General features: G+C 39.2%; 31 protein-coding genes. 30 read left to right on the top strand and 1 reads right to left on the bottom strand.

What is annotated here, in order from left to right; genetic code table 11:
• Positions 1-235 precede the first annotated feature (235 nt).
• Entirely contained in the window at positions 236-2,167 is a 1,932-nt protein-coding gene (htpG, locus tag HMPREF2086_RS06250; RefSeq protein ID WP_023927925.1) for a molecular chaperone HtpG, read from the top strand.
• A gap of 382 nt (positions 2,168-2,549) precedes the next feature.
• Here htpG and lpoB read toward each other — a convergent pair whose 3' ends face one another.
• Entirely contained in the window at positions 2,550-4,001 is a 1,452-nt protein-coding gene (gene lpoB, locus HMPREF2086_RS11185; protein WP_084330318.1) for a penicillin-binding protein activator LpoB, read from the bottom strand.
• Positions 4,002-4,616: 615 nt separating this feature from the next.
• Between lpoB and rpsJ the strand changes: the two genes are divergently transcribed.
• The 29 genes from rpsJ to rplQ all read left to right on the top strand — a co-directional run bounded on the left by rpsJ (position 4,617) and on the right by rplQ (position 19,070).
• Positions 4,617-4,928, top strand: coding sequence for a 30S ribosomal protein S10 (gene rpsJ / locus HMPREF2086_RS06240; protein ID WP_023927923.1), 312 nt, complete (start codon positions 4,617-4,619; stop codon positions 4,926-4,928).
• 51 nt (positions 4,929-4,979) lie between these two features.
• Positions 4,980-5,627 (top strand): 50S ribosomal protein L3, encoded by a 648-nt coding sequence (gene rplC / locus HMPREF2086_RS06235; RefSeq protein ID WP_023927922.1) that lies wholly within the window; start codon positions 4,980-4,982, stop codon positions 5,625-5,627.
• Positions 5,624-6,250 (top strand): 50S ribosomal protein L4, encoded by a 627-nt coding sequence (gene rplD, locus HMPREF2086_RS06230; RefSeq protein WP_023927921.1) that lies wholly within the window; start codon positions 5,624-5,626, stop codon positions 6,248-6,250. Before rplC ends, rplD begins: the two co-directional genes overlap by 4 nt.
• A complete protein-coding gene (locus HMPREF2086_RS06225; protein WP_023927920.1) occupies positions 6,250-6,531 on the top strand; it encodes a 50S ribosomal protein L23 in 282 nt (93 codons plus the stop codon). Before rplD ends, HMPREF2086_RS06225 begins: the two co-directional genes overlap by 1 nt.
• A gap of 48 nt (positions 6,532-6,579) precedes the next feature.
• Positions 6,580-7,407, top strand: coding sequence for a 50S ribosomal protein L2 (gene rplB / locus HMPREF2086_RS06220; protein WP_023927919.1), 828 nt, complete (start codon positions 6,580-6,582; stop codon positions 7,405-7,407).
• Positions 7,408-7,422: 15 nt separating this feature from the next.
• The gene (rpsS, locus tag HMPREF2086_RS06215; RefSeq protein WP_023927918.1) at positions 7,423-7,704 is read left to right on the top strand and encodes a 30S ribosomal protein S19; all 282 of its coding nucleotides are present in this window, start codon (positions 7,423-7,425) and stop codon (positions 7,702-7,704) included.
• 9 nt (positions 7,705-7,713) lie between these two features.
• Positions 7,714-8,319 (top strand): 50S ribosomal protein L22, encoded by a 606-nt coding sequence (gene rplV / locus HMPREF2086_RS12520; RefSeq protein ID WP_023927916.1) that lies wholly within the window; start codon positions 7,714-7,716, stop codon positions 8,317-8,319.
• A 2-nt stretch (positions 8,320-8,321) separates the two neighbouring features.
• Positions 8,322-9,026 (top strand): 30S ribosomal protein S3, encoded by a 705-nt coding sequence (gene rpsC, locus HMPREF2086_RS06205; RefSeq protein ID WP_023927915.1) that lies wholly within the window; start codon positions 8,322-8,324, stop codon positions 9,024-9,026.
• Positions 9,026-9,451: a 50S ribosomal protein L16 gene (gene rplP, locus HMPREF2086_RS06200; protein WP_023927913.1), complete on the top strand. Its 426-nt coding sequence runs from the start codon at positions 9,026-9,028 to the stop codon at positions 9,449-9,451. Before rpsC ends, rplP begins: the two co-directional genes overlap by 1 nt.
• Positions 9,438-9,626, top strand: a complete 189-nt coding sequence (gene rpmC, locus HMPREF2086_RS06195; protein ID WP_023927911.1) for a 50S ribosomal protein L29 — start codon at positions 9,438-9,440, stop codon at positions 9,624-9,626. The genes rplP and rpmC overlap by 14 nt, the downstream gene beginning before the upstream one ends.
• A gap of 3 nt (positions 9,627-9,629) precedes the next feature.
• Positions 9,630-9,896, top strand: a complete 267-nt coding sequence (gene rpsQ, locus HMPREF2086_RS06190; protein WP_023927910.1) for a 30S ribosomal protein S17 — start codon at positions 9,630-9,632, stop codon at positions 9,894-9,896.
• Between the two features lie 32 nt (positions 9,897-9,928).
• Positions 9,929-10,297, top strand: a complete 369-nt coding sequence (gene rplN, locus HMPREF2086_RS06185; protein ID WP_023927909.1) for a 50S ribosomal protein L14 — start codon at positions 9,929-9,931, stop codon at positions 10,295-10,297.
• A 32-nt stretch (positions 10,298-10,329) separates the two neighbouring features.
• On the top strand, positions 10,330-10,560 hold the full coding sequence (rplX, locus tag HMPREF2086_RS06180) for a 50S ribosomal protein L24 (protein WP_023927907.1): 231 nt from the start codon (positions 10,330-10,332) through the stop codon (positions 10,558-10,560).
• A 3-nt stretch (positions 10,561-10,563) separates the two neighbouring features.
• The gene (gene rplE, locus HMPREF2086_RS06175) at positions 10,564-11,109 is read left to right on the top strand and encodes a 50S ribosomal protein L5 (protein WP_023927905.1); all 546 of its coding nucleotides are present in this window, start codon (positions 10,564-10,566) and stop codon (positions 11,107-11,109) included.
• A gap of 1 nt (position 11,110) precedes the next feature.
• On the top strand, positions 11,111-11,296 hold the full coding sequence (locus HMPREF2086_RS06170) for a type Z 30S ribosomal protein S14 (protein ID WP_023927904.1): 186 nt from the start codon (positions 11,111-11,113) through the stop codon (positions 11,294-11,296).
• 11 nt (positions 11,297-11,307) lie between these two features.
• Positions 11,308-11,703 (top strand): 30S ribosomal protein S8, encoded by a 396-nt coding sequence (rpsH, locus tag HMPREF2086_RS06165; protein ID WP_023927903.1) that lies wholly within the window; start codon positions 11,308-11,310, stop codon positions 11,701-11,703.
• 37 nt (positions 11,704-11,740) lie between these two features.
• Positions 11,741-12,277 (top strand): 50S ribosomal protein L6, encoded by a 537-nt coding sequence (gene rplF, locus HMPREF2086_RS06160; RefSeq protein WP_023927902.1) that lies wholly within the window; start codon positions 11,741-11,743, stop codon positions 12,275-12,277.
• Between the two features lie 53 nt (positions 12,278-12,330).
• Positions 12,331-12,687: a 50S ribosomal protein L18 gene (gene rplR, locus HMPREF2086_RS06155; protein WP_023927901.1), complete on the top strand. Its 357-nt coding sequence runs from the start codon at positions 12,331-12,333 to the stop codon at positions 12,685-12,687.
• 22 nt (positions 12,688-12,709) lie between these two features.
• On the top strand, positions 12,710-13,150 hold the full coding sequence (gene rpsE / locus HMPREF2086_RS06150) for a 30S ribosomal protein S5 (protein WP_023927900.1): 441 nt from the start codon (positions 12,710-12,712) through the stop codon (positions 13,148-13,150).
• Between the two features lie 24 nt (positions 13,151-13,174).
• On the top strand, positions 13,175-13,732 hold the full coding sequence (gene rplO, locus HMPREF2086_RS06145) for a 50S ribosomal protein L15 (RefSeq protein ID WP_023927899.1): 558 nt from the start codon (positions 13,175-13,177) through the stop codon (positions 13,730-13,732).
• 56 nt (positions 13,733-13,788) lie between these two features.
• Complete coding sequence (gene secY, locus HMPREF2086_RS06140) at positions 13,789-15,048, top strand: preprotein translocase subunit SecY (RefSeq protein ID WP_023927898.1); 1,260 nt, start codon at positions 13,789-13,791, stop codon at positions 15,046-15,048.
• Position 15,049: 1 nt separating this feature from the next.
• Positions 15,050-15,808 carry a type I methionyl aminopeptidase gene (gene map / locus HMPREF2086_RS06135; protein WP_023927897.1) on the top strand — a complete coding sequence of 253 codons (759 nt, stop codon included), beginning with the start codon at positions 15,050-15,052 and terminating at the stop codon, positions 15,806-15,808.
• 10 nt (positions 15,809-15,818) lie between these two features.
• Positions 15,819-16,037, top strand: a complete 219-nt coding sequence (gene infA / locus HMPREF2086_RS06130) for a translation initiation factor IF-1 (RefSeq protein ID WP_023927896.1) — start codon at positions 15,819-15,821, stop codon at positions 16,035-16,037.
• An 89-nt stretch (positions 16,038-16,126) separates the two neighbouring features.
• Entirely contained in the window at positions 16,127-16,240 is a 114-nt protein-coding gene (rpmJ, locus tag HMPREF2086_RS06125; RefSeq protein WP_023927895.1) for a 50S ribosomal protein L36, read from the top strand.
• A 3-nt stretch (positions 16,241-16,243) separates the two neighbouring features.
• The gene (gene rpsM, locus HMPREF2086_RS06120) at positions 16,244-16,612 is read left to right on the top strand and encodes a 30S ribosomal protein S13 (RefSeq protein WP_023927894.1); all 369 of its coding nucleotides are present in this window, start codon (positions 16,244-16,246) and stop codon (positions 16,610-16,612) included.
• 27 nt (positions 16,613-16,639) lie between these two features.
• Complete coding sequence (gene rpsK / locus HMPREF2086_RS06115; protein WP_023927893.1) at positions 16,640-17,032, top strand: 30S ribosomal protein S11; 393 nt, start codon at positions 16,640-16,642, stop codon at positions 17,030-17,032.
• Between the two features lie 9 nt (positions 17,033-17,041).
• Positions 17,042-17,668: a 30S ribosomal protein S4 gene (gene rpsD / locus HMPREF2086_RS06110; RefSeq protein ID WP_023927892.1), complete on the top strand. Its 627-nt coding sequence runs from the start codon at positions 17,042-17,044 to the stop codon at positions 17,666-17,668.
• 21 nt (positions 17,669-17,689) lie between these two features.
• Positions 17,690-18,703 (top strand): DNA-directed RNA polymerase subunit alpha, encoded by a 1,014-nt coding sequence (locus tag HMPREF2086_RS06105; protein WP_023927891.1) that lies wholly within the window; start codon positions 17,690-17,692, stop codon positions 18,701-18,703.
• A 10-nt stretch (positions 18,704-18,713) separates the two neighbouring features.
• Positions 18,714-19,070, top strand: a complete 357-nt coding sequence (gene rplQ, locus HMPREF2086_RS06100; RefSeq protein WP_023927890.1) for a 50S ribosomal protein L17 — start codon at positions 18,714-18,716, stop codon at positions 19,068-19,070.
• Positions 19,071-19,098: the final 28 nt, after the last annotated feature.

The following is a 19,098-nucleotide window of genomic DNA, read 5'->3' as shown; positions in this document are numbered from 1 at the left end:
GTCGTGCTATTGTAGCAGATTTTGCGCTGTGTTGCGTGATTTGAGCGAATATTTGGGTGTGATGGAATCTAGACTTGGGACTACTTGTTTTTGTGGATTTTTATGTATTTGACTTTTTGTATATAAAAAACTTTATATCTTTAGACTAACTAAACTTGATATTATGGCTATAAAGTTTCCAAATATTTATCAATTAAATGCTATAATTGCCAAATTTTTACCTAAGGAGCTACAAATGAGCAAAAAAATGGCATTCCAAACAGAAATAAAGCAACTACTAGATTTGATGATTCACTCGCTTTATTCAAACAAAGAAATCTTTTTGCGTGAGCTAGTAAGCAACGCTTCTGACGCGCTTGATAAGCTAAACTACCTAACAATCAGCGATGAAGGATATAAGCAAATCGCCTTTAGTCCGCGCATAGATATAACATTTGATGAGAAAAAGGGCATTTTAAGTGTGGCGGATTCTGGCATAGGTATGAACGAGGAGGAGCTGATTCAAAATCTAGGCACGATAGCAAAATCTGGCACAAAGAGCTTTCTAAACGCACTAAGTGGGGATAAAAAGAAAGATTCCGCGCTTATAGGGCAGTTTGGTGTGGGGTTTTACTCAAGCTTTATGGTGGCTAGCAAAGTAGTGGTAACTACCAAAAAAGCTGGCAAGGCAGATGAGCAGGCATATAGCTGGATAAGTGATGGCAGTGGCGAGTATGAAATAACTCCTTGTCAAAAAGACACACACGGCACTCAAATCACGCTATACCTAAAAGATGATGAGAAGCATTTCGCAAGTCGCTGGGAGATAGAATCTATCATCAAAAAATACTCTGAGCACATTGCTTTCCCTATCTTTTTAACTTATGAGGAAACAAGGTATGAGGATTCTAGCAATGAAAAAAGCGAGGATAGTAGTGATGAGGGCAAGGGACAATCAAAAAAGGCTGACAAAAAAGAAGTCAAAGAATCCAAAACCGAGCAGCTAAACAATGCCAAAGCGATATGGAAAATCCCTAAAAATGAGCTAAAAGATGAAGACTATAAGGAATTTTACAAAGGCTTTGCACACGATAATAGCGAACCACTAAGCTATATCCACACGCGCGTAGAGGGCAACCTAGAATACACCACGCTATTTTTTATCCCAAGTGTTGCGCCATTTGATTTGTTTAGAGTGGATTATAGAAGTGGTGTGAAGCTATATGTCAAGCGTGTGTTTATCACTGATGATGATAAAGAGCTATTGCCACAATATTTGCGCTTCGTGCGAGGAATTATTGATAGTGAGGATTTGCCACTAAATGTCAGCCGTGAGATTTTGCAGCAAAACAAGATTTTGGCAAATATCAAGTCCGCCTCGACAAAAAAGATTCTAGGAGAAATCGCAAATATAGCAAAAGATAGTCAAAAATATAAGACTTTTTATACTCAATTTGGCAAAGCACTAAAAGAGGGGCTTTATAGTGATTTTGAAAACAAAGAAAAGATTTTGGAGCTTTTGCGCTTTGATAGTGTGGCTAGCGATGGTAAGCTAAGCGAGAGTGTAAGCCTAAAATCCTACAAAGAAGCAATGCAAAAAGAGCAAAAAAGTATCTACTATCTCATCGGCGAAAACAAAGAGCTACTAAAAGCATCACCGATTTTGGAGAAATATGCCAAAAAGGGCTATACCGTGCTACTTCTAAGCGATGAAATCGATAGCTTTGTGATGCCAAGTGTGGGAGAGTATGACAAAACCCCGCTAAAAGATGCCGCCTCAAGCGAAGCACTAAAAGAGCTAGGAGAAAGCAGCATAGATGAGGGTGTGAAAAAGGAATTTGAGGGAATCATCAAAGACTTCAAAGAGGCTTTGGGAAGTGAGATAAAAGAAGTGGAGCTAAGCGATGATTTGAGCTCACCTATCGCGCTTGTGGGCGAGGAGGCAAACGCTATGATGGCAAATCTAATGCGACAAATGGGGCAAGAGCCACCAAAATCACCCAAGACTTTGCAAATCAATGTCTCGCATAGCATATTTAGCAAGCTAAAAGGCGCGGAATCTGCCAAAGTGCAAGAATGTGCCCATCTGCTTTATGACTGCGCGGTGCTACTAGAATCTGGCGGCTTGCAAAGTGTGAAAGAGTTTAACTCGCGAGTTCATAAGCTAATAGAGGAAAATTTGGGGTAATGAGATTTGTGTCGGCTTAAGGGGGCTATTTTTAAGTCGACATTTTCTAAATCAAAATTTACAAAACTTCGCAAAAACAAATCCCTAAAATGGGGCAAGCTAGAATCTAGTGTGATTTTAGCTTGGCTTGTGGCGTTTGTTTGCTGTGTTTTTGCACAAGCATTGACTTACTAGCTTGCGCAAGTCAATGTGGTAATTGTGTAAAAAACTAAACAAAAAAGCTAGAATTTATAAGGCAAAATCTAAAAAATGTTTTGGGGGAAATACACAAAAAAAAACGATGAAGTTTGTAAAAATATTTCTTAAACTTCATCAATGTCAAAAAGTAGCATCATTTAACTTTTTTAGTCCACAACTTTTGTATGGAAATAACTAGAAATATTTAATATTTTATTTGACCTCCTATTGAAACTCCGCAGTTTGTTCCCAAATAATTTCTTTCTTTCGTAGCCCAGCTACAATAAATTGTGCTATCTATGCCAAAGTAACCAAAAATAAAAAGCCCGCCAATTTTTACAATAGGATACCAAGAATCTATTTTTGATTCAAAATTGAATCTTTTTTGACCTTGAACATTTATAGATATATCGTCTTCATACCAACCTCTACTGCCAATTTCAAATGAAAGATTATATTTTGAGCTAATATCTTTCAATACTCCACTACCCACAAAAATATGAAGTTTCTCTAGCAGTTTGTAATAAATCAAAATCTCACCACCAAGTCTTTGGATTGTAGAAGTTAATTTTTTGCTTCCAAACTCAATACTATAAGTAGTTGCTTCTAGTTTGTAGGAATCAAAAGAAGCAACAGTATAGTTATAAATAAAATTTAGTGCAAAAGCCCAATTTTCCCCAATATCACGCAAATATCCTACACGAACATTGATTGGCATTATAAATATGTGAGAACTATCAAAGTCGTCCATATATAGTGTGTGGTTTTCTGTTTTGGTGGTAGGACCACTCCAATAATTATTGTCTACTCTTATCAATTTAAAATCAATTGGAGGCATATTTATTCTCCCTCCACCAAGTCCCAAATCCATTCCTAAAACTATATGATTTTTATGTCCAAAACCAAGAATAAAATTTTTTGTCATATCGTAAGATTTGGCTAAAAACTCCTTTGCTTTATACCCTGCATTTCTAAAAAACTCCTTTGTTTTTTCACCTGTGTAGGAATATTGTTTGTTTTTCTGTTGGTTTTGCATATCTTTCATTAGTGTGTTGTTTTGTTTAGATTCCATCCCATCAAATTCTTGTAATTTATCCCTTGCTATGACTTTTGAGATGATTTCCTCATTGTCCCATAGCACTACGCCTGTTTTTAAGTCCGTAAGCACAAGCAAAAACTGATAATCAACTCTTACCTTTTTGCCAATGTTTTTTGTGCGCTGCGTGATTTTGCCTGCGAGAGAATAATCAGGCGAGAGTAGGTTTCCTTTTTCTTTGGTGGTGTATTGGTCGTATTCTTCATCGTTGCGTAGAGCGCGAGAATCTTTTATCATTTTATCTTTTTTACTGCCACTTCCTGCGATAGCGTTTGTAAGGACGAACTTTTTGCTATTGCGGATTTGCCTTGCAAATTTGCGACTTAGCAGCTCTATATCTATGTCATCATCTGTTAGATTTTCTATATTCGCAATCACAAGGACTTTTTTACCCTCTAAATTTTTCACAAAATCAGAGCCTAAAAATGATTTTACATTGTCATCTAGCATATTTTCTATGTCGTGGTAATCAATGCCAAAGGAAGTATAATCACTAGAATCTGTTATGTATTTTGGTTTGGAAGCACAAGAAGTGAGGAGAAATAAAAAAACGAATGGCAAGAAAAAATGGCAGGAGAGATTAAGAAAAAATAAACCTAGCGCATTTAGAGGATACTTATATCGCCCCCCCCCCTCCCGCTAAATCTATGTGGTATGCAAGATAAGTAAGAGATGAAGCTAGGTAATGAAGTCCTATCAAAAGTAGCCATAGATTTTTTTCTCCTCGAAGAGTTAAAAATTTACTTGAGAATCGCTCAAGAAAGCGCAAAAGTGTAAAAGAATAGGAAAAAATGCAAAAATATTTTTGGATTATATCATAAAAGGTTATATCTAAATCTATGTTGTGATTTTATAAAATGTAAAAATTTAATAGAATATAGATTAAAAAAAAACTTGTAAAAAACTTTGTTTTTTATTTTTTAAGTTTATTACTTTATTCCTTGTTGTAAGGAAGTAAAAAAACAAAACTTTTGCGAAAAATAGGCAAAAAGTCTTGACTAAAGTTTTATTTTTCACTAGAATTACGCTTTTGTTTTGCGATACTGCTTGGCGGTGTGCTATTTGGAAGCACTATTTGGAGTGTTTAGCGATGTTCTTTATCGGTGTTTTAGGCGCATTTGGTAGCATAAGTGTAGGCGCAACATTTTCTTAGATTAAAGTTATAGAGGAAATATTATGGAAAAGATTCGACTTAAGCTTAAGGCTTATGACCATAGGGTTTTAGACCGCTCGGTAGCTTCGATAGTAGAGGCAGTGAAGCGCACAGGCTCAGAGATTTGTGGACCGATACCTTTGCCTACCAAAAAGAAAAAATACACCGTGCTTCGTTCGCCACATATCAATAAGGACTCTCGAGAACAGTTTGAGATACGACTACATAGTAGAATCATAGATATTATGTCTGCTACGCCTGATACAGTCGAGGGGCTTATGAAGCTAGATTTAGCACCTGAAGTGGATGTCGAAGTTACTTCGATGAGTAAGTAGGCATTTTTAGTGGGTTATGTGAGTTAAAGTCATAGATTTAAGGAAAGAAGAATGGAATTTTTGGTAGAAAAGATAGGAATGAGTAGGACGATAGGTTCTCCTAGTATTCCTGTTACTTTGTTGAAAATCATCAATGCTAAGGTATGCGATACGCAAGAAAATGGGAAAGCCATAGTGGCATATCCAAGAGGTAAAGCACACAACAAATCCATAGCAGGGCAACAAAAGAAATATAGCCTAAGCAAAGAGTTTAATCGCTTTGTAACGCTTCGTGTGAGTGGCGACGCTCAACAAGCTGGACAAACGGATGGACAGGCAGAGTCAAACAAAGAAGCAAATAAATCAAAGGCAATTGATTTGGATATGTCTGTCTTAGAAAGTGCAGCAAGGGTAAAGGCTACTTTTTGCACAAAGGGTCGTGGTTTTAGCGGTGTAATGAGGAGATGGAATTTTCAAGGCGGTCCTGCAGCTCACGGCTCACGATTTCATCGCAGAGTGGGCTCTATCGGCAATAGAGAGTGGCCAGGACGCGTCCAAAAAGGCAAAAAAATGGCTGGACACTATGGAAATGAAAAAGTTACCGTGCAAGCGGAGGTAGTGTCTTTTGACAAAGACAATTCTGTCTTGGTGCTAAAAGGCTCGGTGGCTGGATATAATGGTGCGCAGGGTAAAATCTCTGTCATTAGGGGTGGCAAATGAGTGCAATAGTTTTGGATAATAAGTTTAAAAAGGCAAGTGAAATTGCTCTACCCGAGCGATATAAAGATATAAATGAGCATAATCTCTATTTGTATGTAAAATCTTATCTAGCTTCGCTTAGAGCCAATGGTGCAAAGGCAAAAAATCGTGGCGAAGTCAGTGGCGGTGGCAAGAAGCCTTGGGCACAAAAAGGTGGGGGTAGAGCGCGTGCGGGGAGTATTACTTCTCCTGTGTTTGTCGGCGGCGGTGTTTCTCACGGACCGAGCAACAACAAAAACTATGAGATAAAAATCAACAAAAAACAGAAGCGACTAGCACTAGAGTGTGCGCTTCAACAAAAAGCAAGCATAGGAAAGCTGTATGTGCTGGATTCGCTAAGTATTCCTAGTGGCAAGACAAAAGATGCGTTTGGTGTGTTTAAATCTATTGGCGAGCGTAGTGTGCTGTTTGTGGCACAAAGTATTGCCGATGAAAAAACATTTTTAGCATATAGAAATCTACAAGATTGCTATTTTATTGACGGTAATGAGATGAATGCTTACCTTGTAGCTGCTTTTCATAGTGTCGTTATTGAAAAAGCAGTGCTTGAAGCGTTTTTAGATTCTAGCGATAAGGGGAAATAATGGCTGATATAACTGATATAAAATCTATCCTTTACACAGAGAAATCACTTTCGTTGCAGGAAAAAAGTGTGCTTGTGGTGCAAACTTCCACAAAAGTAACAAAAAATCAACTAAAAGAGGTGTTTAGAGAATACTTTGGCGTTGTGCCATTGAGAGTAAATTCTTTGCGACAAGAAGGCAAAGTTAAGCGATTCAAAGGAAGAGTTGGACAACGGAATTCATATAAGAAATTTTATGTGAAGATTCCAGAGGGCGCAAAAATCGATGCACTTACTGCTTAGATTTTTCTAAAAGTAAAAGAGTTAAAGATACAAGATTAGGAGTAACAAATGGCGATTAAAACCTACAAACCATATACGCCCTCCCGCAGGTTTATGAGCAATCTTAGCTCAAAAGATATTACTGCAAAACCTAGTGTGCGAGGACTTTTGACAAAGCTGTCTGTGAGTGCAGGGCGCAACAACAACGGCAGAATCACAAGCCGACACAAAGAGGGTGGAGCAAAGAAACTGTATAGAATCATTGATTTTAAACGCAATAAATTTAATATTGAGGGCAAGGTTGTAGCCATTGAGTATGACCCATACAGAAATTGTAGAATTGCACTTATTTCTTACCCCGATGGCGAAAAGCGATATATTTTGCAGCCAAGTGGGCTAAGTGTAGGGAGCGTGGTTATCGCAGCAGAATCTGGACTAGACATAAAAACAGGCTATGCTATGAAGCTAAAGGCTATCCCCATAGGAACAATCGTGCATAATATTGAAATGCACCCCGGTGCTGGCGGGCAACTCGCTAGAAGCGCAGGAGCAAGCGCACAAATAATGGGGCGTGAGGGCAAATACATTATCCTAAGAATGCCAAGCGGAGAAATGCGCTACATTTTAGAGGAATGTATGGCGACAATCGGTGTGGTAGGAAATGAGGATTTTATCAATATTTCTATCGGTAAGGCAGGGCGCAATCGTCATCGTGGCATTCGCCCACAAACTCGCGGAAGTGCTATGAACCCAGTAGACCACCCACACGGTGGTGGTGAGGGTAAGACAGGCTCTAGCGGACACCCCGTTTCGCCTTGGGGCACACCTGCTAAAGGCTTTAAAACTCGCAAGAAAAAGGCGAGCGATAGACTTATCATTTCAAGAAAGAAAAAATAATTAAAGGAAACAACAATGGCAAGGTCGATTAGAAAAGGTCCTTTTATAGATTTTCATTTAGCAAAAAAGGTGGCTAAAAGCAAGGAAACAAAAGATAACAAGCCCATTAAGACTTGGTCGCGCAGAAGCACAATTTTACCTGATATGATTGGGCTTACTTTCAATGTCCATAACGGCAGGGCGTTTGTGCCTGTGTATATCACAGAAAATCATGTGGGTTATAAGCTCGGTGAGTTTGCGCCTACTAGGACATTTAAGGGGCACAAGGGCAGTGTCCAAAAGAAAATTGGTAAATAGAGGTAGAAAATGAGCAAAGCATTATTACGATTTATACGATTGTCCCCCACAAAAGCTCGTTTGGTAGCAAGAGAAGTGCAGGGAATGAACGCAGAAATTGCGCTTGCAAGCCTAGAATTTACTCCTAATAAAGCGGCTAAGGTTATTGCGAAAGTTATTGCTTCAGCCGTAGCAAATGGTGGATATGAAGCAAAAAGTGCTATTGTTCATTCTTGCAGAGTAGATGCAGGTCCTGTTTTGCGCAGGTTTATGCCACGCGCTAGGGGTAGGGCTACACCGATTCGCAAACCAACTTCTCATATACTTGTGGAAGTGATGAATCAGAATGAAATTGACACGCTAAAGACTTCTTTTAAAAACTCTAAAAAGGCAGTTTCTAAAGTAGCTCAAAGTGTTAAATCTGCAAAAAAGATAGAATCCAATGAAACCGCTTCGGTGGTAAATAAATCAAACCAAACAAAAACTAGTAGCACAAAAACAAAGCAAGATGATTCTCAAAAAAAAGTGGCTCAGAAAAGTGCTACTAAGACAAACAAAGAAACAAAGGCTAGTTCAACTACCAATCCGAAAACTACGGCAAAACCTAAAACCACAAAAAAAGATGAGGATAAATAGCTATGGGACAAAAAGTTAATCCAATAGGACTTCGACTGGGGATAAATCGAAATTGGACTTCGCGATGGTTTCCAAACTCTAAAGTAACTCCCGCAAACATTATAGAGGACCATAAAATCCGCAAGTTTCTAAAAAAAGAATTATATTATGCAGGAGTGAGTGAAATCATCATTGAGCGTGCAGCTAGCAAAGTTCGCGTAACTGTTGTTGCAGCGCGTCCGGGGCTTATCATCGGTAAAAAAGGTGCTGATATAGAAATCAAGCGAGAAGCACTCAAAAAAGAGATTGGCAAAGAAGTATCTATCAATATCAAGGAAGTGAAACGTCCTCAAGCGAATGCTCAACTTGCTGCCGAAAATGTCGCTACACAGCTAGAAAAACGCGTAGCGTTTCGTAGAGCAATGAAAAAGGTAATGCAGTCCGCAATGAAATCTGGTGCTAGAGGAGTAAAAATCAAAGTTTCTGGGCGTTTGGCTGGTGCTGAAATAGCACGGACAGAGTGGTATATGGAGGGTCGTGTGCCATTGCATACGCTTCGTGCAAAGATTGATTATGGTTTTGCTGAAGCATATACGACTTATGGAATCATCGGTGTGAAAGTGTGGATTTTCAAAGGTGAAATTTTACAAAAAGGAATCCAACCTGAGCGTAAAGAGGACGGTTACGAAGATTCTCGTCATAAATCTAGAAGAGGGAGACAAAGCTAATGTTGATGCCAAAGAAAACAAAATATCGCAAGCAGATGAAAGGTCGCAATCGTGGAAAAGCGATGCGTGGCTCAAGTTTAGCCTATGGAAACATAGGTATTAAGGCATTGGAGCTTGGACGCATTGATTCTAGACAGATTGAGGCTGCAAGAATTGCTCTCACGAGGCATATCAAGCGCACTGGTAAGGTATGGATTCGTGTTTTTCCCGATAAGCCACTTACTGCTAAACCTCTAGAAGTGAGGATGGGGAAAGGTAAGGGAGCTGTGGAAAAATGGGTTATGAATATTAAACCGGGTAGAATCATCTATGAAATCACGGGCGTGGAAGAGCAAATGGCAAGAGAAGCTCTTATGCTAGCACAAAGCAAACTCCCTTTTAGGACAAAAATCATCACAAGTGAGGGTGAAAATGAAATTTACTGAAATAAAAGATAAAGAAAAAAACGAGTTACAAAAAATGCTGAAAGACAAAAAAAATGAACTTTTTGAGCTTCGCTTACAGCTTAAAACAATGCAACTAACAAATACTAGCAAGATTTCTTCTGTTCGTAAGGATATTGCTAGGATAAATACGGCAATATCTGCTAAAAAGGACTAAGAAATGAGTGATACGCAAAAGCAACCGCATAAGCGACTTATACAGGGTAAAGTAGTCTCTAAAGCTGGCGATAAGAGTGCTGTGATTTTGGTTGAAAGAAAGGTGGTGCATCCAAAGTATCGCAAAATCGTTAAGCGATTTAAAAAATACACTATTCACGATGAGAAAAATCAAGTCAAGGTGGGGGATGTCATCTCTGCGATAGAGTGCAAGCCTATTTCTAAAACAAAGTCTTTCAATCTTAAAGAGATAGTTCAAGTTGGCGTGTAGTTGGACTTTACAGAAAAGAACAGGAGAAAAATATGATACAGAGTTTTACTAGGCTAAATGTCGCTGATAATAGTGGCGCAAAAGAGATTATGTGTATCAAGGTGTTAGGCGGAAGCCACAAAAGGTATGCTAGCGTGGGTGATGTGATTGTAGCTTCTGTAAAAAAGGCTATCCCAAATGGTAAGGTGAAAAAAGCTCAAGTTGTCAAGGCGGTCGTAGTAAGAACAAAAAAAGAGATTCATAGACAAAATGGTTCGCTAGTGAGATTTGATGATAATGCTGCCGTGATTTTGGACAACAAAAAAGAACCAATCGGCACGAGAATCTTTGGTCCTGTAAGCCGAGAAGTGCGATATGCAAATTTTATGAAAATAGTGTCGCTAGCACCAGAGGTGCTATAAAAAGTGTTTAAGAAAGATTAGGAGAGCAAAAAATGATAAAGTATAAAATCAAAAAAGGCGATATGGTAAAGATTGTCGCTGGCGATGATAAGGGGCGGGTAGGCAAGGTGCTTGCAGTATATCCTAAACGCGCTCAAGTGCTTGTAGAGGGTTGCAAACTTGCTAAAAAAGCTATCAAGCCAAATGATGAGAATCAAAAAGGTGGTTTTATAAACAAGGAAATGCCTATGCACATTTCCAATGTCAAAAAAGAGGGAGAATAATCAATGTTTGCACTCAAAACAAAGTATAACCAAGAAATAAAAGAACAACTTAAGAAGGAATTAGATATTACTAATCCTATGCTGTTGCCAAAATTGGAGAAAATTGTCATCAGTGTTGGTGCAGGGGATTACTCAAAAGATTCCAAGATTATGCAAAACATTGCGGATACTATCTCAATCATAGCTGGACAAAAAGCGATTATTACCAAGGCAAAAAAATCCGTTTCTAGCTTTAAGACAAGAGAAGGTATGCCTGTGGGTGTGAAAGTAACACTTCGCGGGAATCAAATGTATAATTTTCTAGAAAAACTCATTGTGATTTCTTTGCCACGCGTGAAAGACTTTAGAGGTGTGCCAAGAAATGGCTTTGATGGGCGTGGAAATTATAGCTTCGGACTAAATGAACAGCTTATGTTTCCTGAAGTTGTTTATGATGATATTATGGTAACGCACGGTATGAATATCAACATAATCACTTCAACACAAGATGACAAAGAGGCATACAAGCTACTAGAGCTATTTGGTATGCCTTTCTCAAAAGGACGGTAAAATGGCAAAAAAATCAATGATTGCAAAAACAAAACGAAAGGCTAAGTTTGGTGTGAGGGCTTATACACGATGCAAAGTATGTGGGCGACCTCACTCTGTATATAGGGATTTTGGGCTTTGCAGGGTGTGCTTGCGAAAGATGGGCAATGAGGGGTTGATTCCCGGATTGCGAAAATCTAGCTGGTAAGGAGTGTAAAAATGGTAAATGATATTATTGCAGACTCTATAACAAGAATACGCAACGCATCAATGAGGCGACTAGAATCCACAACACTATACTATGCAAAGATTGTCGTTTCTATACTTGAGGTGTTTAAATCAAGAGGATTTGTCAAGGGGTATAGCATAAACGATAAAGACGGAAAGCAGTCTATCCTTGTCCAGCTTGCTTATGATGAGCGAGGCAAGTCTGTAATAAATGAAATTAAGCGCATAAGCAAGCCCGGACGCCGTGTATACAAAGGACATAATGAATTAAAGCGATTTAAAAATGGCTATGGTGTGATTGTGGTTAGCACGAGTAAAGGTGTGATTTCAAATGATGAGGCTCATCGACAAAATGTTGGTGGTGAGGCACTTTGTAGCATTTGGTAATTTTGATAAAGTTATAGTTAGCATAAGGAGAACGATTATGTCAAGAGTTGGAAAGCGACCTATATCTATCCCAGATTCTATTCAAGCAAGTGTAGAAGGGAGTAGGATTGTATTTAAAGGCGCAAAAGCAAGTAAAGAGCTAGAGACTCACGGGCGAGTAAAAATTGATTTGCAAAACAAAGAGCTGACTTTTAGCGCGGTGGATTCTACTCCACAGTCTCGGGCGTTTTGGGGCACTTATAGGGCTTTGGCAAACAATATTGTGCTAGGGCTTACAAGTGGTTTTAGCAAGACGCTAGAGATAAATGGTGTGGGATACAAGGCTTCTGTGGCTGGTAAAACATTGGAACTTGCTCTTGGTTTTTCTCACCCCATAAAGTATCCTATTCCTGATGGTGTGGAAATGAGTGTGGATAAAAATCAGCTCATCATCAAAGGTAGCGACAAACAGCAAATCGGACAGATAGCTGCAGAAATTCGCGAATTTCGCCCGCCAGAGCCATACAAGGGCAAAGGGATTAAGTATATTGATGAAACTATTATCCGTAAAGCGGGCAAAACTGCTAAAAAATAGTAGAATCACAATACAAAAATGACAGATATAAAATTAGGTAAAAGGATAGCAAAATGACATCAAAGATTTTAGAACTAAAAAAGACACTACGACTTAAGCGAAAAGCTCGTATTCGTGGTAAAATTTCAGGCACGAAGTCTTGCCCTAGAATCACTATTTTTCGCTCCAATAAATATCTGTATGCCCAAGCTATTGATGATACGGTAGGTATGACTATCGCAAGCGTTGATGGCAGAAAATTAAAGCTTGGCAACAATAAAGAAAATGCCAAACAAATTGGCGGTATTTTTGCTAAAGATTTGCAAAAAAAAAGTGTTAGCAGTGCAGTGTTTGACCGCAATGGCTATTTATTTCACGGCGTTGTCAAAGAATTTGCAGAATCTTTGCGAGAAAATGGCATCACGCTATAAGCTATGATAAAAGGGAAACGAAATGGAAATCAATAGAGAAGAATTTAGCGAGGTTGTTGTAAATATTGGGCGTGTAACCAAAGTCGTAAAAGGTGGCAGACGCTTACGATTTAACGCGCTTGTAGTAGTAGGCAATCGCAATGGGCTTGTGGGCTTTGGACTTGGCAAGGCAAAAGAAGTGCCCGATGCGATAAAAAAAGCCATTGATGATGCGTTTAAAAATATCATCAAAGTCAATGTCAAAGGCACAACTATCGCTCACGATATAGAATACAAATACAATGCTAGTAGAATTTTACTAAAGCCTGCGAGTGAGGGAACGGGCGTTATTGCTGGTGGTTCTGCTAGACCTGTGATAGAGTTGGCTGGGATAAAAGATATTCTTACTAAGTCGTTAGGTTCTAGCAATCCTTACAATGTCGTTAGGGCGACTTTTGATGCTCTTTCAAAAATCAAAGCATAAAAATCAAATCCATAAGGAGAAAAAATGGCTTCTCTACATCTAATTAAACCTGCTAGCGGTAGCACTAAGGATATTAAGCGAGTAGGGCGCGGACAGGGTAGTGGAATGGGTAAGACTTCTACTAGAGGGGGTAAAGGACAAACTGCGCGAACAGGCTATAAGACAAAGAGGGGATTTGAGGGGGGGCAACAACCATTGCAAAGACGATTGCCAAAAGTGGGCTTTGCGAGTCGGGTGCAAAAGCCATACACAATAAATGTCGACAAAATCAAGCAAGTCGCTGAATTATCACAAATCAGTATAGAATCTATCCATTCTGTGCATAAACTTCCTACATTTGCTCGTGGTTTGGATATTGCTGACTCTAAAGGCACTGCTAAAATCTCAAAAAAAACGCAAAAAAAGGAAACTGTGAGCAAAAACACAAAAGAAGTAATAAAAAAGTCAAAAAAGCAGATTTTAGTCAAACTTATCGGCAAGGGAGCGCAATCGCTCTCTAGCAAAATAAAAGATGATAGAATCTCGCTAAGTGGTAGCAATGCTAAACATACCAAATCAAAATCTAGCCAAAAAGACGATTAAAGGTTATCATTCATATAAGTTTGCAAAGAGTGAAAGGTAAAAAAGAGTAAGAAGCGATGAATAAAACAATCATTAACAAGATTTTAATCACTTTGGCATTTCTTTTTGCATATAGGGTGTTGGCATATATCACTATTCCCGGGGTTGATTTGGTTGTTATCAAGGATTTTTTTGATACCAACCAAAGCAATGCGTTAGGGTTGTTTAATATGTTTAGCGGGAATGCGGTAGAACGATTAAGCATAATCTCGCTAGGTATTATGCCCTATATTACTGCTTCTATTGTTATGGAACTACTTGCGGCGACTTTCCCTGCACTTGGCAAGATGAAAAAAGAGCGCGACGGTATGCAGAAATATATGCAGATTATTCGTTATGTAACTATTTTTATTACCGTCGTTCAAGCCATTAGTGTGTCATTTGGTTTGCGTAGTATCGGTGGTGGTAGCAATGGTGCGATACTTATCAATATGAGTGAATTTTTGGTAATCTCTGTATTTTGTATGCTTACGGGGACTATGCTACTTATGTGGATAGGTGAGCAGATTACCCAAAGAGGTGTGGGGAATGGCATTAGTCTTATCATTTTTGGCGGTATCGTTTCTGGGATACCAAGTGCTGTAGCTGCGACATTTAAGCTAGTAAATACAGGCGAAATCAATATCCTTAGCCTCATATTTATTGCTGTGATTATCATTGCTACGATTTGCTGTATCGTGTATATTGAACTAGCAGAGCGCAGGATTCCCATTTCGTATGCTCGCAAAGTCATTATGCAAAACCAAAATAAGCGTATTATGAATTACATTCCTATCAAGCTAAATCTTAGTGGCGTGATTCCACCCATTTTTGCTTCCGCGATTTTGGTGTTTCCATCTACGATTTTGCAGGCCTCTAGCAATCAATATCTCCAAGCTATTTCAGATTTTCTAAATCCAAATCAATATTTTTACAATATTTTAATGTTTGTGCTTGTGGTGTTTTTTGCGTATTTTTACTCTTCTATTGTGTTTAATGCAAAAGACATTGCCGATAACCTCAAGCGACAAGGCGGATATATCCCCGGTATGCGACCGGGAGAGGGGACATCTTCGTTTTTGAATTCTGTGGCAAATAATCTTACTTTGTGGGGTTCTTTGTATCTTGCACTTGTCTCTACACTACCTTGGATTTTGGTAAAGTTACTTGGTGTTCCATTTTATTTTGGTGGGACAGCAGTGCTGATTGTCGTGCAAGTAGCTATTGATACGATGCGCAAAATAGAAGCACAAATCTATATGAATAAATATAAAACGCTTAGCGCGGTGGGATTCTAGTTTGGCTATCATCATTCGTAGCAAAAAAGAGATAGATTCTATCGCGAAGTCATCTGCTATCGTAGCTAGCGCACTAGACTTTGCTTCTAAAAACGCTAAGGCAGGAGTTAGCTTAAAAGAGCTAGATTCTATGGTGGAAAATCACATTTTACAAAGTGGTGGCAAACCTGCGTTTAAGGGGCTTTATGGATTCCCAAATGCCACTTGCTTGTCGTTAAATGAAGTCATAATTCACGGAATCCCTACAAACTACAAATTAAAAGAGGGCGATATTTTAGGCATTGATTTGGGCGTGGAGTGTGATGGTTGGTATGGCGATGGTGCGGTAAGTGTGGGGATTGGCAAGATTAGCAAAAAAGATGAGGAACTTATAGCTTGCGCCAAGGATACGCTTTATGGAGCGATAGATTTTATCAAGGTGGGCTTGCATTTTAAAGAGCTAAGTTCGTTTTTAGAAGAAGCTATCCATTCAAAAGGATTTGTGCCTTTGAAAGGGTTTTGTGGGCACGGTATAGGCAGGAAGCCACACGATGAGCCTGAAATACCAAATTACCTAGAATCCCCAAACCCAAAACAAGGTCCCAAAATCAAAGAAGGAATGGTGTTTTGCATAGAGCCGATGATAGCGCAAAAAGATGGCGAGCCTGTGATTTTGGAGGATAAGTGGTCAGTGGTGGCAAAAGATAGGCTAAATGGTAGCCACTATGAGCATACTATCGCTATCCAAAGTGGCAAAGCTAGAATCCTAACAACAGCTTAAGGAGGTTAGATTGGCAAAAGATGATGTCATAGAAGTCGATGGCAAAGTGATTGAAGCATTGCCAAATGCGACTTTTCGTGTGCAGCTTGATAATGGACATATCGTGCTTTGTCATATTGCAGGCAAAATGCGAATGCACTATATTAAGATTTTGCCCGGGGATACAGTAAAGATTGAGCTTACCCCATATAGTTTGGACAAAGGTAGAATCACTTATCGATATAAGTGAAAATAAGCGTGTTTTAAACTAAATTTGGGTAAAATCTCGGTTTTCAAAAATGATAGGCACAAATTTTGACACAAAAAGGAGTGATATAAATGAAAGTGCGACCATCGGTAAAAAAAATGTGTGATAAGTGTAAGATTATCAAGCGAAAAGGCGTGGTAAGAGTGATTTGCTCCACACCCAAACACAAACAAAGACAAGGATAAAAAATGGCGAGAATTGCTGGTGTAGATTTGCCAAAAAAGAAACGAGTTGAGTATGCGCTTACTTATATCTATGGCATAGGGCTGAAGAGTTCTAGGGATATTTTAAACGCTGTAAATATTTCTTTTGATAAGCGAGTTGATAATCTCAGCGAAAGCGAAGTTTCCGTGATTGCAAAGAAAATACAAGAGAGTTATGTTGTTGAGGGGGATTTGCGCAAAAAAGTGCAAATGGATATAAAATCCTTAATGGATTTGGGGAGCTATCGTGGTTTGCGGCATAGAAAAGGACTCCCTGTGCGTGGACAAACGACAAAAAATAATGCTCGCACTAGAAAGGGCAAACGCAAGACTGTGGGCTCAAAAAGCTCATAATATTTGAGTATTATACAAGGATAAGATATGGCAAAAACCACTACAAATAAAAAGCGGGTTGTAAAGAAAAATATCGCACGAGGGATTGTGTGTATTTCTGCAACCTTTAACAATACAAATGTAACTGTTACCGATGAAATGGGCAATGTCATCTGCTGGGCAACTGCTGGTGGGCTAGGATTCAAGGGGAGTAAAAAATCCACCCCTTACGCAGCGCAACAAGCAGTAGAGAGTGCGCTAGCTAAAGCAAAAGAGCACGGTGTGAAAGAAGTCGGTGTCAAGGTGCAAGGACCGGGAAGCGGACGAGAGACAGCGATAAAAAGTGTTGGTGCGACAGAGGGCATCAAGGTGCTTTGGCTAAAGGATATTACACCGCTTCCGCACAATGGTTGCAGACCACCTAAAAGACGAAGAGTGTAAGGAGGTAATATGGCACGATATAGAGGACCAGTAGAAAAGCTAGAGAGACGGTTTGGTGTGTCTTTGGCACTAAAGGGAGAGAGGAGACTAGCAGGTAAGAGTGCGCTTGATAAGCGTCCTTATGCGCCCGGACAGCACGGACAAAGGCGAGGTAAGATTTCGGACTATGGATTGCAACTGCGTGAAAAACAAAAAGCAAAGGCAATGTATGGGGTGTCAGAGAAGCAGTTTCGCTCTATTTTTGTGGAGGCAAATCGCTTAGAGGGCAATACGGGTGAAAATCTTATCCAACTTATTGAGCGAAGGCTTGATAATGTCGTGTATCGTATGGGTTTTGCCACCACTAGGAGAAATGCTCGTCAGCTTGTTACACACGGGCATATTTTAGTCGATGGCAAGAGGCTTGATATTCCCTCATACATAGTCAAAGCGGGGCAAAAGATTGAGCTAAAAGAAAAAACAAAAAATAATCCACAAGTTGTTCGCGCACTTGATTTGAGTGCTCAAAGCGGAATCGTAGCGTGGGTTGATGTTGATAAAGATAAGAAGTTTGGGATTTTCACGCGCTATCCCCAAAGAGAAGAAGTTGTGATTCCTATCGAAGAGAGACTTATCGTTGAGTTGTATTCCAAATAATGCAAAAAAGTAGGTGGTAATATGGATATTTTTAAGACAGTTCCTCACATTCCAAATGAGATTTTAGTAGAGGACATTGGCACAAATCGTATTCGTGTAAGTGTGTGGCCTTTTGAGCCGGGCTATGCTATCACATTTGCGCATCCGTTGCGCAGGCTTATGCTATCTTGCACGCCGGGCTATGCACCTGTTATGCTGCATATTGATGGCGTTTCTCACGAGTTTGATTCTATGCGTGGCGTGGTTGAAGATGTAACTCCTTTTATTATGCATCTTAAAAAAATTCGCTTTGCTAGCAAATCTAAAGAATTACAAAATACTATTCGCGTTAATTATAATTTCAAAGGACCTATGGAGTTGAAAGGTGCACATTTGGTTACTGATGAAATTGATGTCGTAAACAAAGAGGCTCATCTTGCCACTATCAATGAAGACGCGAAGTTTAGCTTCTCACTTGTAGTGAAGCGCTCTATCGGCTTTAAGCCAAATGACTTAGTGCGCAAGGATAAAGATTTCACGGGCGAAATCGGGCTTATTCCTTTGGATGCACATTTTACACCTGTCAAAAAAGTCATCTACGAAATTCAAGATGTTCTTGTGGATGATAATCCAAACTATGAAAAAGTTGTTTTTGAGATTGAGTCAGATGGGCAAGTAGAGCCACTTGATGTGTTTAAAAACTCTATTGCTATCGCACAGGCTCATATGAATATATTTGGCAGTGAAGTTTCAGTGCTAAATCCAGATATAAAATTTCCACCAGATGACCCGATTGACTTAAAAACCTTGCTTATCAAAATCGACACCCTAAACCTTAGCACTCGTTGCTTTCATTGCCTTGATAAAATCGGTGTGCAATACATTGGCGAGCTAGCTATGATGCCAGAATCAACCCTAAAAGGTATCAAAAATATGGGCAAAAAATCTTTTGATGAGATTGCTGAAAAACTTAGCTCTCTTGGCTATCCTATTGGCTCAAATCTACCTCCAGAAGTCCAAGCAGCGTTTAACAAAAAAATCGGCAAAACAAGATAAGGAGAATCTAATGAGGCATAATCACGGCTATCGTAAATTGGGTAGGACAAGCTCGCATAGAAAGGCATTGTTAAAAAACCTTGCTATTGCGCTTATTGACAATGAAAAAATTGAAACAGGCGTATTTAAGGCAAAAGAATTGCAAACTTATATAGAAAAACTTGTAACTACTGCGAGGGTAGGGGATTTTAACGCACATAGACTTGTGTATGCGTATTTGCAAAATAAATCCGCTACCAAAAAACTATGCACAGAAGTTGCTCCACGCTATAAAGATACCAAAGGTGGCTACACTCGTATCAACCGCACTCGCACAAGGCGTGGAGATGCTTCACAAATGGCTACTATTGAGTTTGTGAAAAACTAGAAACTCGTAGTGGAGAAAGTAGCTAAAA

The organism is Helicobacter macacae MIT 99-5501 (genome assembly GCF_000507845.1).
Classification (GTDB): domain Bacteria; phylum Campylobacterota; class Campylobacteria; order Campylobacterales; family Helicobacteraceae; genus Helicobacter_B; species Helicobacter_B macacae.
This window is presented reverse-complemented; position numbering and strand designations above follow the sequence as displayed.

Coding starts and splice junctions, on each gene's coding strand:
- htpG (WP_023927925.1), top strand. CDS start 236: ATGAGCAAAAAAATGGCATTCCAAACAGAAATAAAGCAACTACTAGAT.
- rpsJ (WP_023927923.1), top strand. CDS start 4,617: ATGGAAAAGATTCGACTTAAGCTTAAGGCTTATGACCATAGGGTTTTA.
- rplC (WP_023927922.1), top strand. CDS start 4,980: ATGGAATTTTTGGTAGAAAAGATAGGAATGAGTAGGACGATAGGTTCT.
- rplD (WP_023927921.1), top strand. CDS start 5,624: ATGAGTGCAATAGTTTTGGATAATAAGTTTAAAAAGGCAAGTGAAATT.
- HMPREF2086_RS06225 (WP_023927920.1), top strand. CDS start 6,250: ATGGCTGATATAACTGATATAAAATCTATCCTTTACACAGAGAAATCA.
- rplB (WP_023927919.1), top strand. CDS start 6,580: ATGGCGATTAAAACCTACAAACCATATACGCCCTCCCGCAGGTTTATG.
- rpsS (WP_023927918.1), top strand. CDS start 7,423: ATGGCAAGGTCGATTAGAAAAGGTCCTTTTATAGATTTTCATTTAGCA.
- rplV (WP_023927916.1), top strand. CDS start 7,714: ATGAGCAAAGCATTATTACGATTTATACGATTGTCCCCCACAAAAGCT.
- rpsC (WP_023927915.1), top strand. CDS start 8,322: ATGGGACAAAAAGTTAATCCAATAGGACTTCGACTGGGGATAAATCGA.
- rplP (WP_023927913.1), top strand. CDS start 9,026: ATGTTGATGCCAAAGAAAACAAAATATCGCAAGCAGATGAAAGGTCGC.
- rpmC (WP_023927911.1), top strand. CDS start 9,438: ATGAAATTTACTGAAATAAAAGATAAAGAAAAAAACGAGTTACAAAAA.
- rpsQ (WP_023927910.1), top strand. CDS start 9,630: ATGAGTGATACGCAAAAGCAACCGCATAAGCGACTTATACAGGGTAAA.
- rplN (WP_023927909.1), top strand. CDS start 9,929: ATGATACAGAGTTTTACTAGGCTAAATGTCGCTGATAATAGTGGCGCA.
- rplX (WP_023927907.1), top strand. CDS start 10,330: ATGATAAAGTATAAAATCAAAAAAGGCGATATGGTAAAGATTGTCGCT.
- rplE (WP_023927905.1), top strand. CDS start 10,564: ATGTTTGCACTCAAAACAAAGTATAACCAAGAAATAAAAGAACAACTT.
- HMPREF2086_RS06170 (WP_023927904.1), top strand. CDS start 11,111: ATGGCAAAAAAATCAATGATTGCAAAAACAAAACGAAAGGCTAAGTTT.
- rpsH (WP_023927903.1), top strand. CDS start 11,308: ATGGTAAATGATATTATTGCAGACTCTATAACAAGAATACGCAACGCA.
- rplF (WP_023927902.1), top strand. CDS start 11,741: ATGTCAAGAGTTGGAAAGCGACCTATATCTATCCCAGATTCTATTCAA.
- rplR (WP_023927901.1), top strand. CDS start 12,331: ATGACATCAAAGATTTTAGAACTAAAAAAGACACTACGACTTAAGCGA.
- rpsE (WP_023927900.1), top strand. CDS start 12,710: ATGGAAATCAATAGAGAAGAATTTAGCGAGGTTGTTGTAAATATTGGG.
- rplO (WP_023927899.1), top strand. CDS start 13,175: ATGGCTTCTCTACATCTAATTAAACCTGCTAGCGGTAGCACTAAGGAT.
- secY (WP_023927898.1), top strand. CDS start 13,789: ATGAATAAAACAATCATTAACAAGATTTTAATCACTTTGGCATTTCTT.
- rpmJ (WP_023927895.1), top strand. CDS start 16,127: ATGAAAGTGCGACCATCGGTAAAAAAAATGTGTGATAAGTGTAAGATT.
- rpsM (WP_023927894.1), top strand. CDS start 16,244: ATGGCGAGAATTGCTGGTGTAGATTTGCCAAAAAAGAAACGAGTTGAG.
- rpsK (WP_023927893.1), top strand. CDS start 16,640: ATGGCAAAAACCACTACAAATAAAAAGCGGGTTGTAAAGAAAAATATC.
- rpsD (WP_023927892.1), top strand. CDS start 17,042: ATGGCACGATATAGAGGACCAGTAGAAAAGCTAGAGAGACGGTTTGGT.
- HMPREF2086_RS06105 (WP_023927891.1), top strand. CDS start 17,690: ATGGATATTTTTAAGACAGTTCCTCACATTCCAAATGAGATTTTAGTA.
- rplQ (WP_023927890.1), top strand. CDS start 18,714: ATGAGGCATAATCACGGCTATCGTAAATTGGGTAGGACAAGCTCGCAT.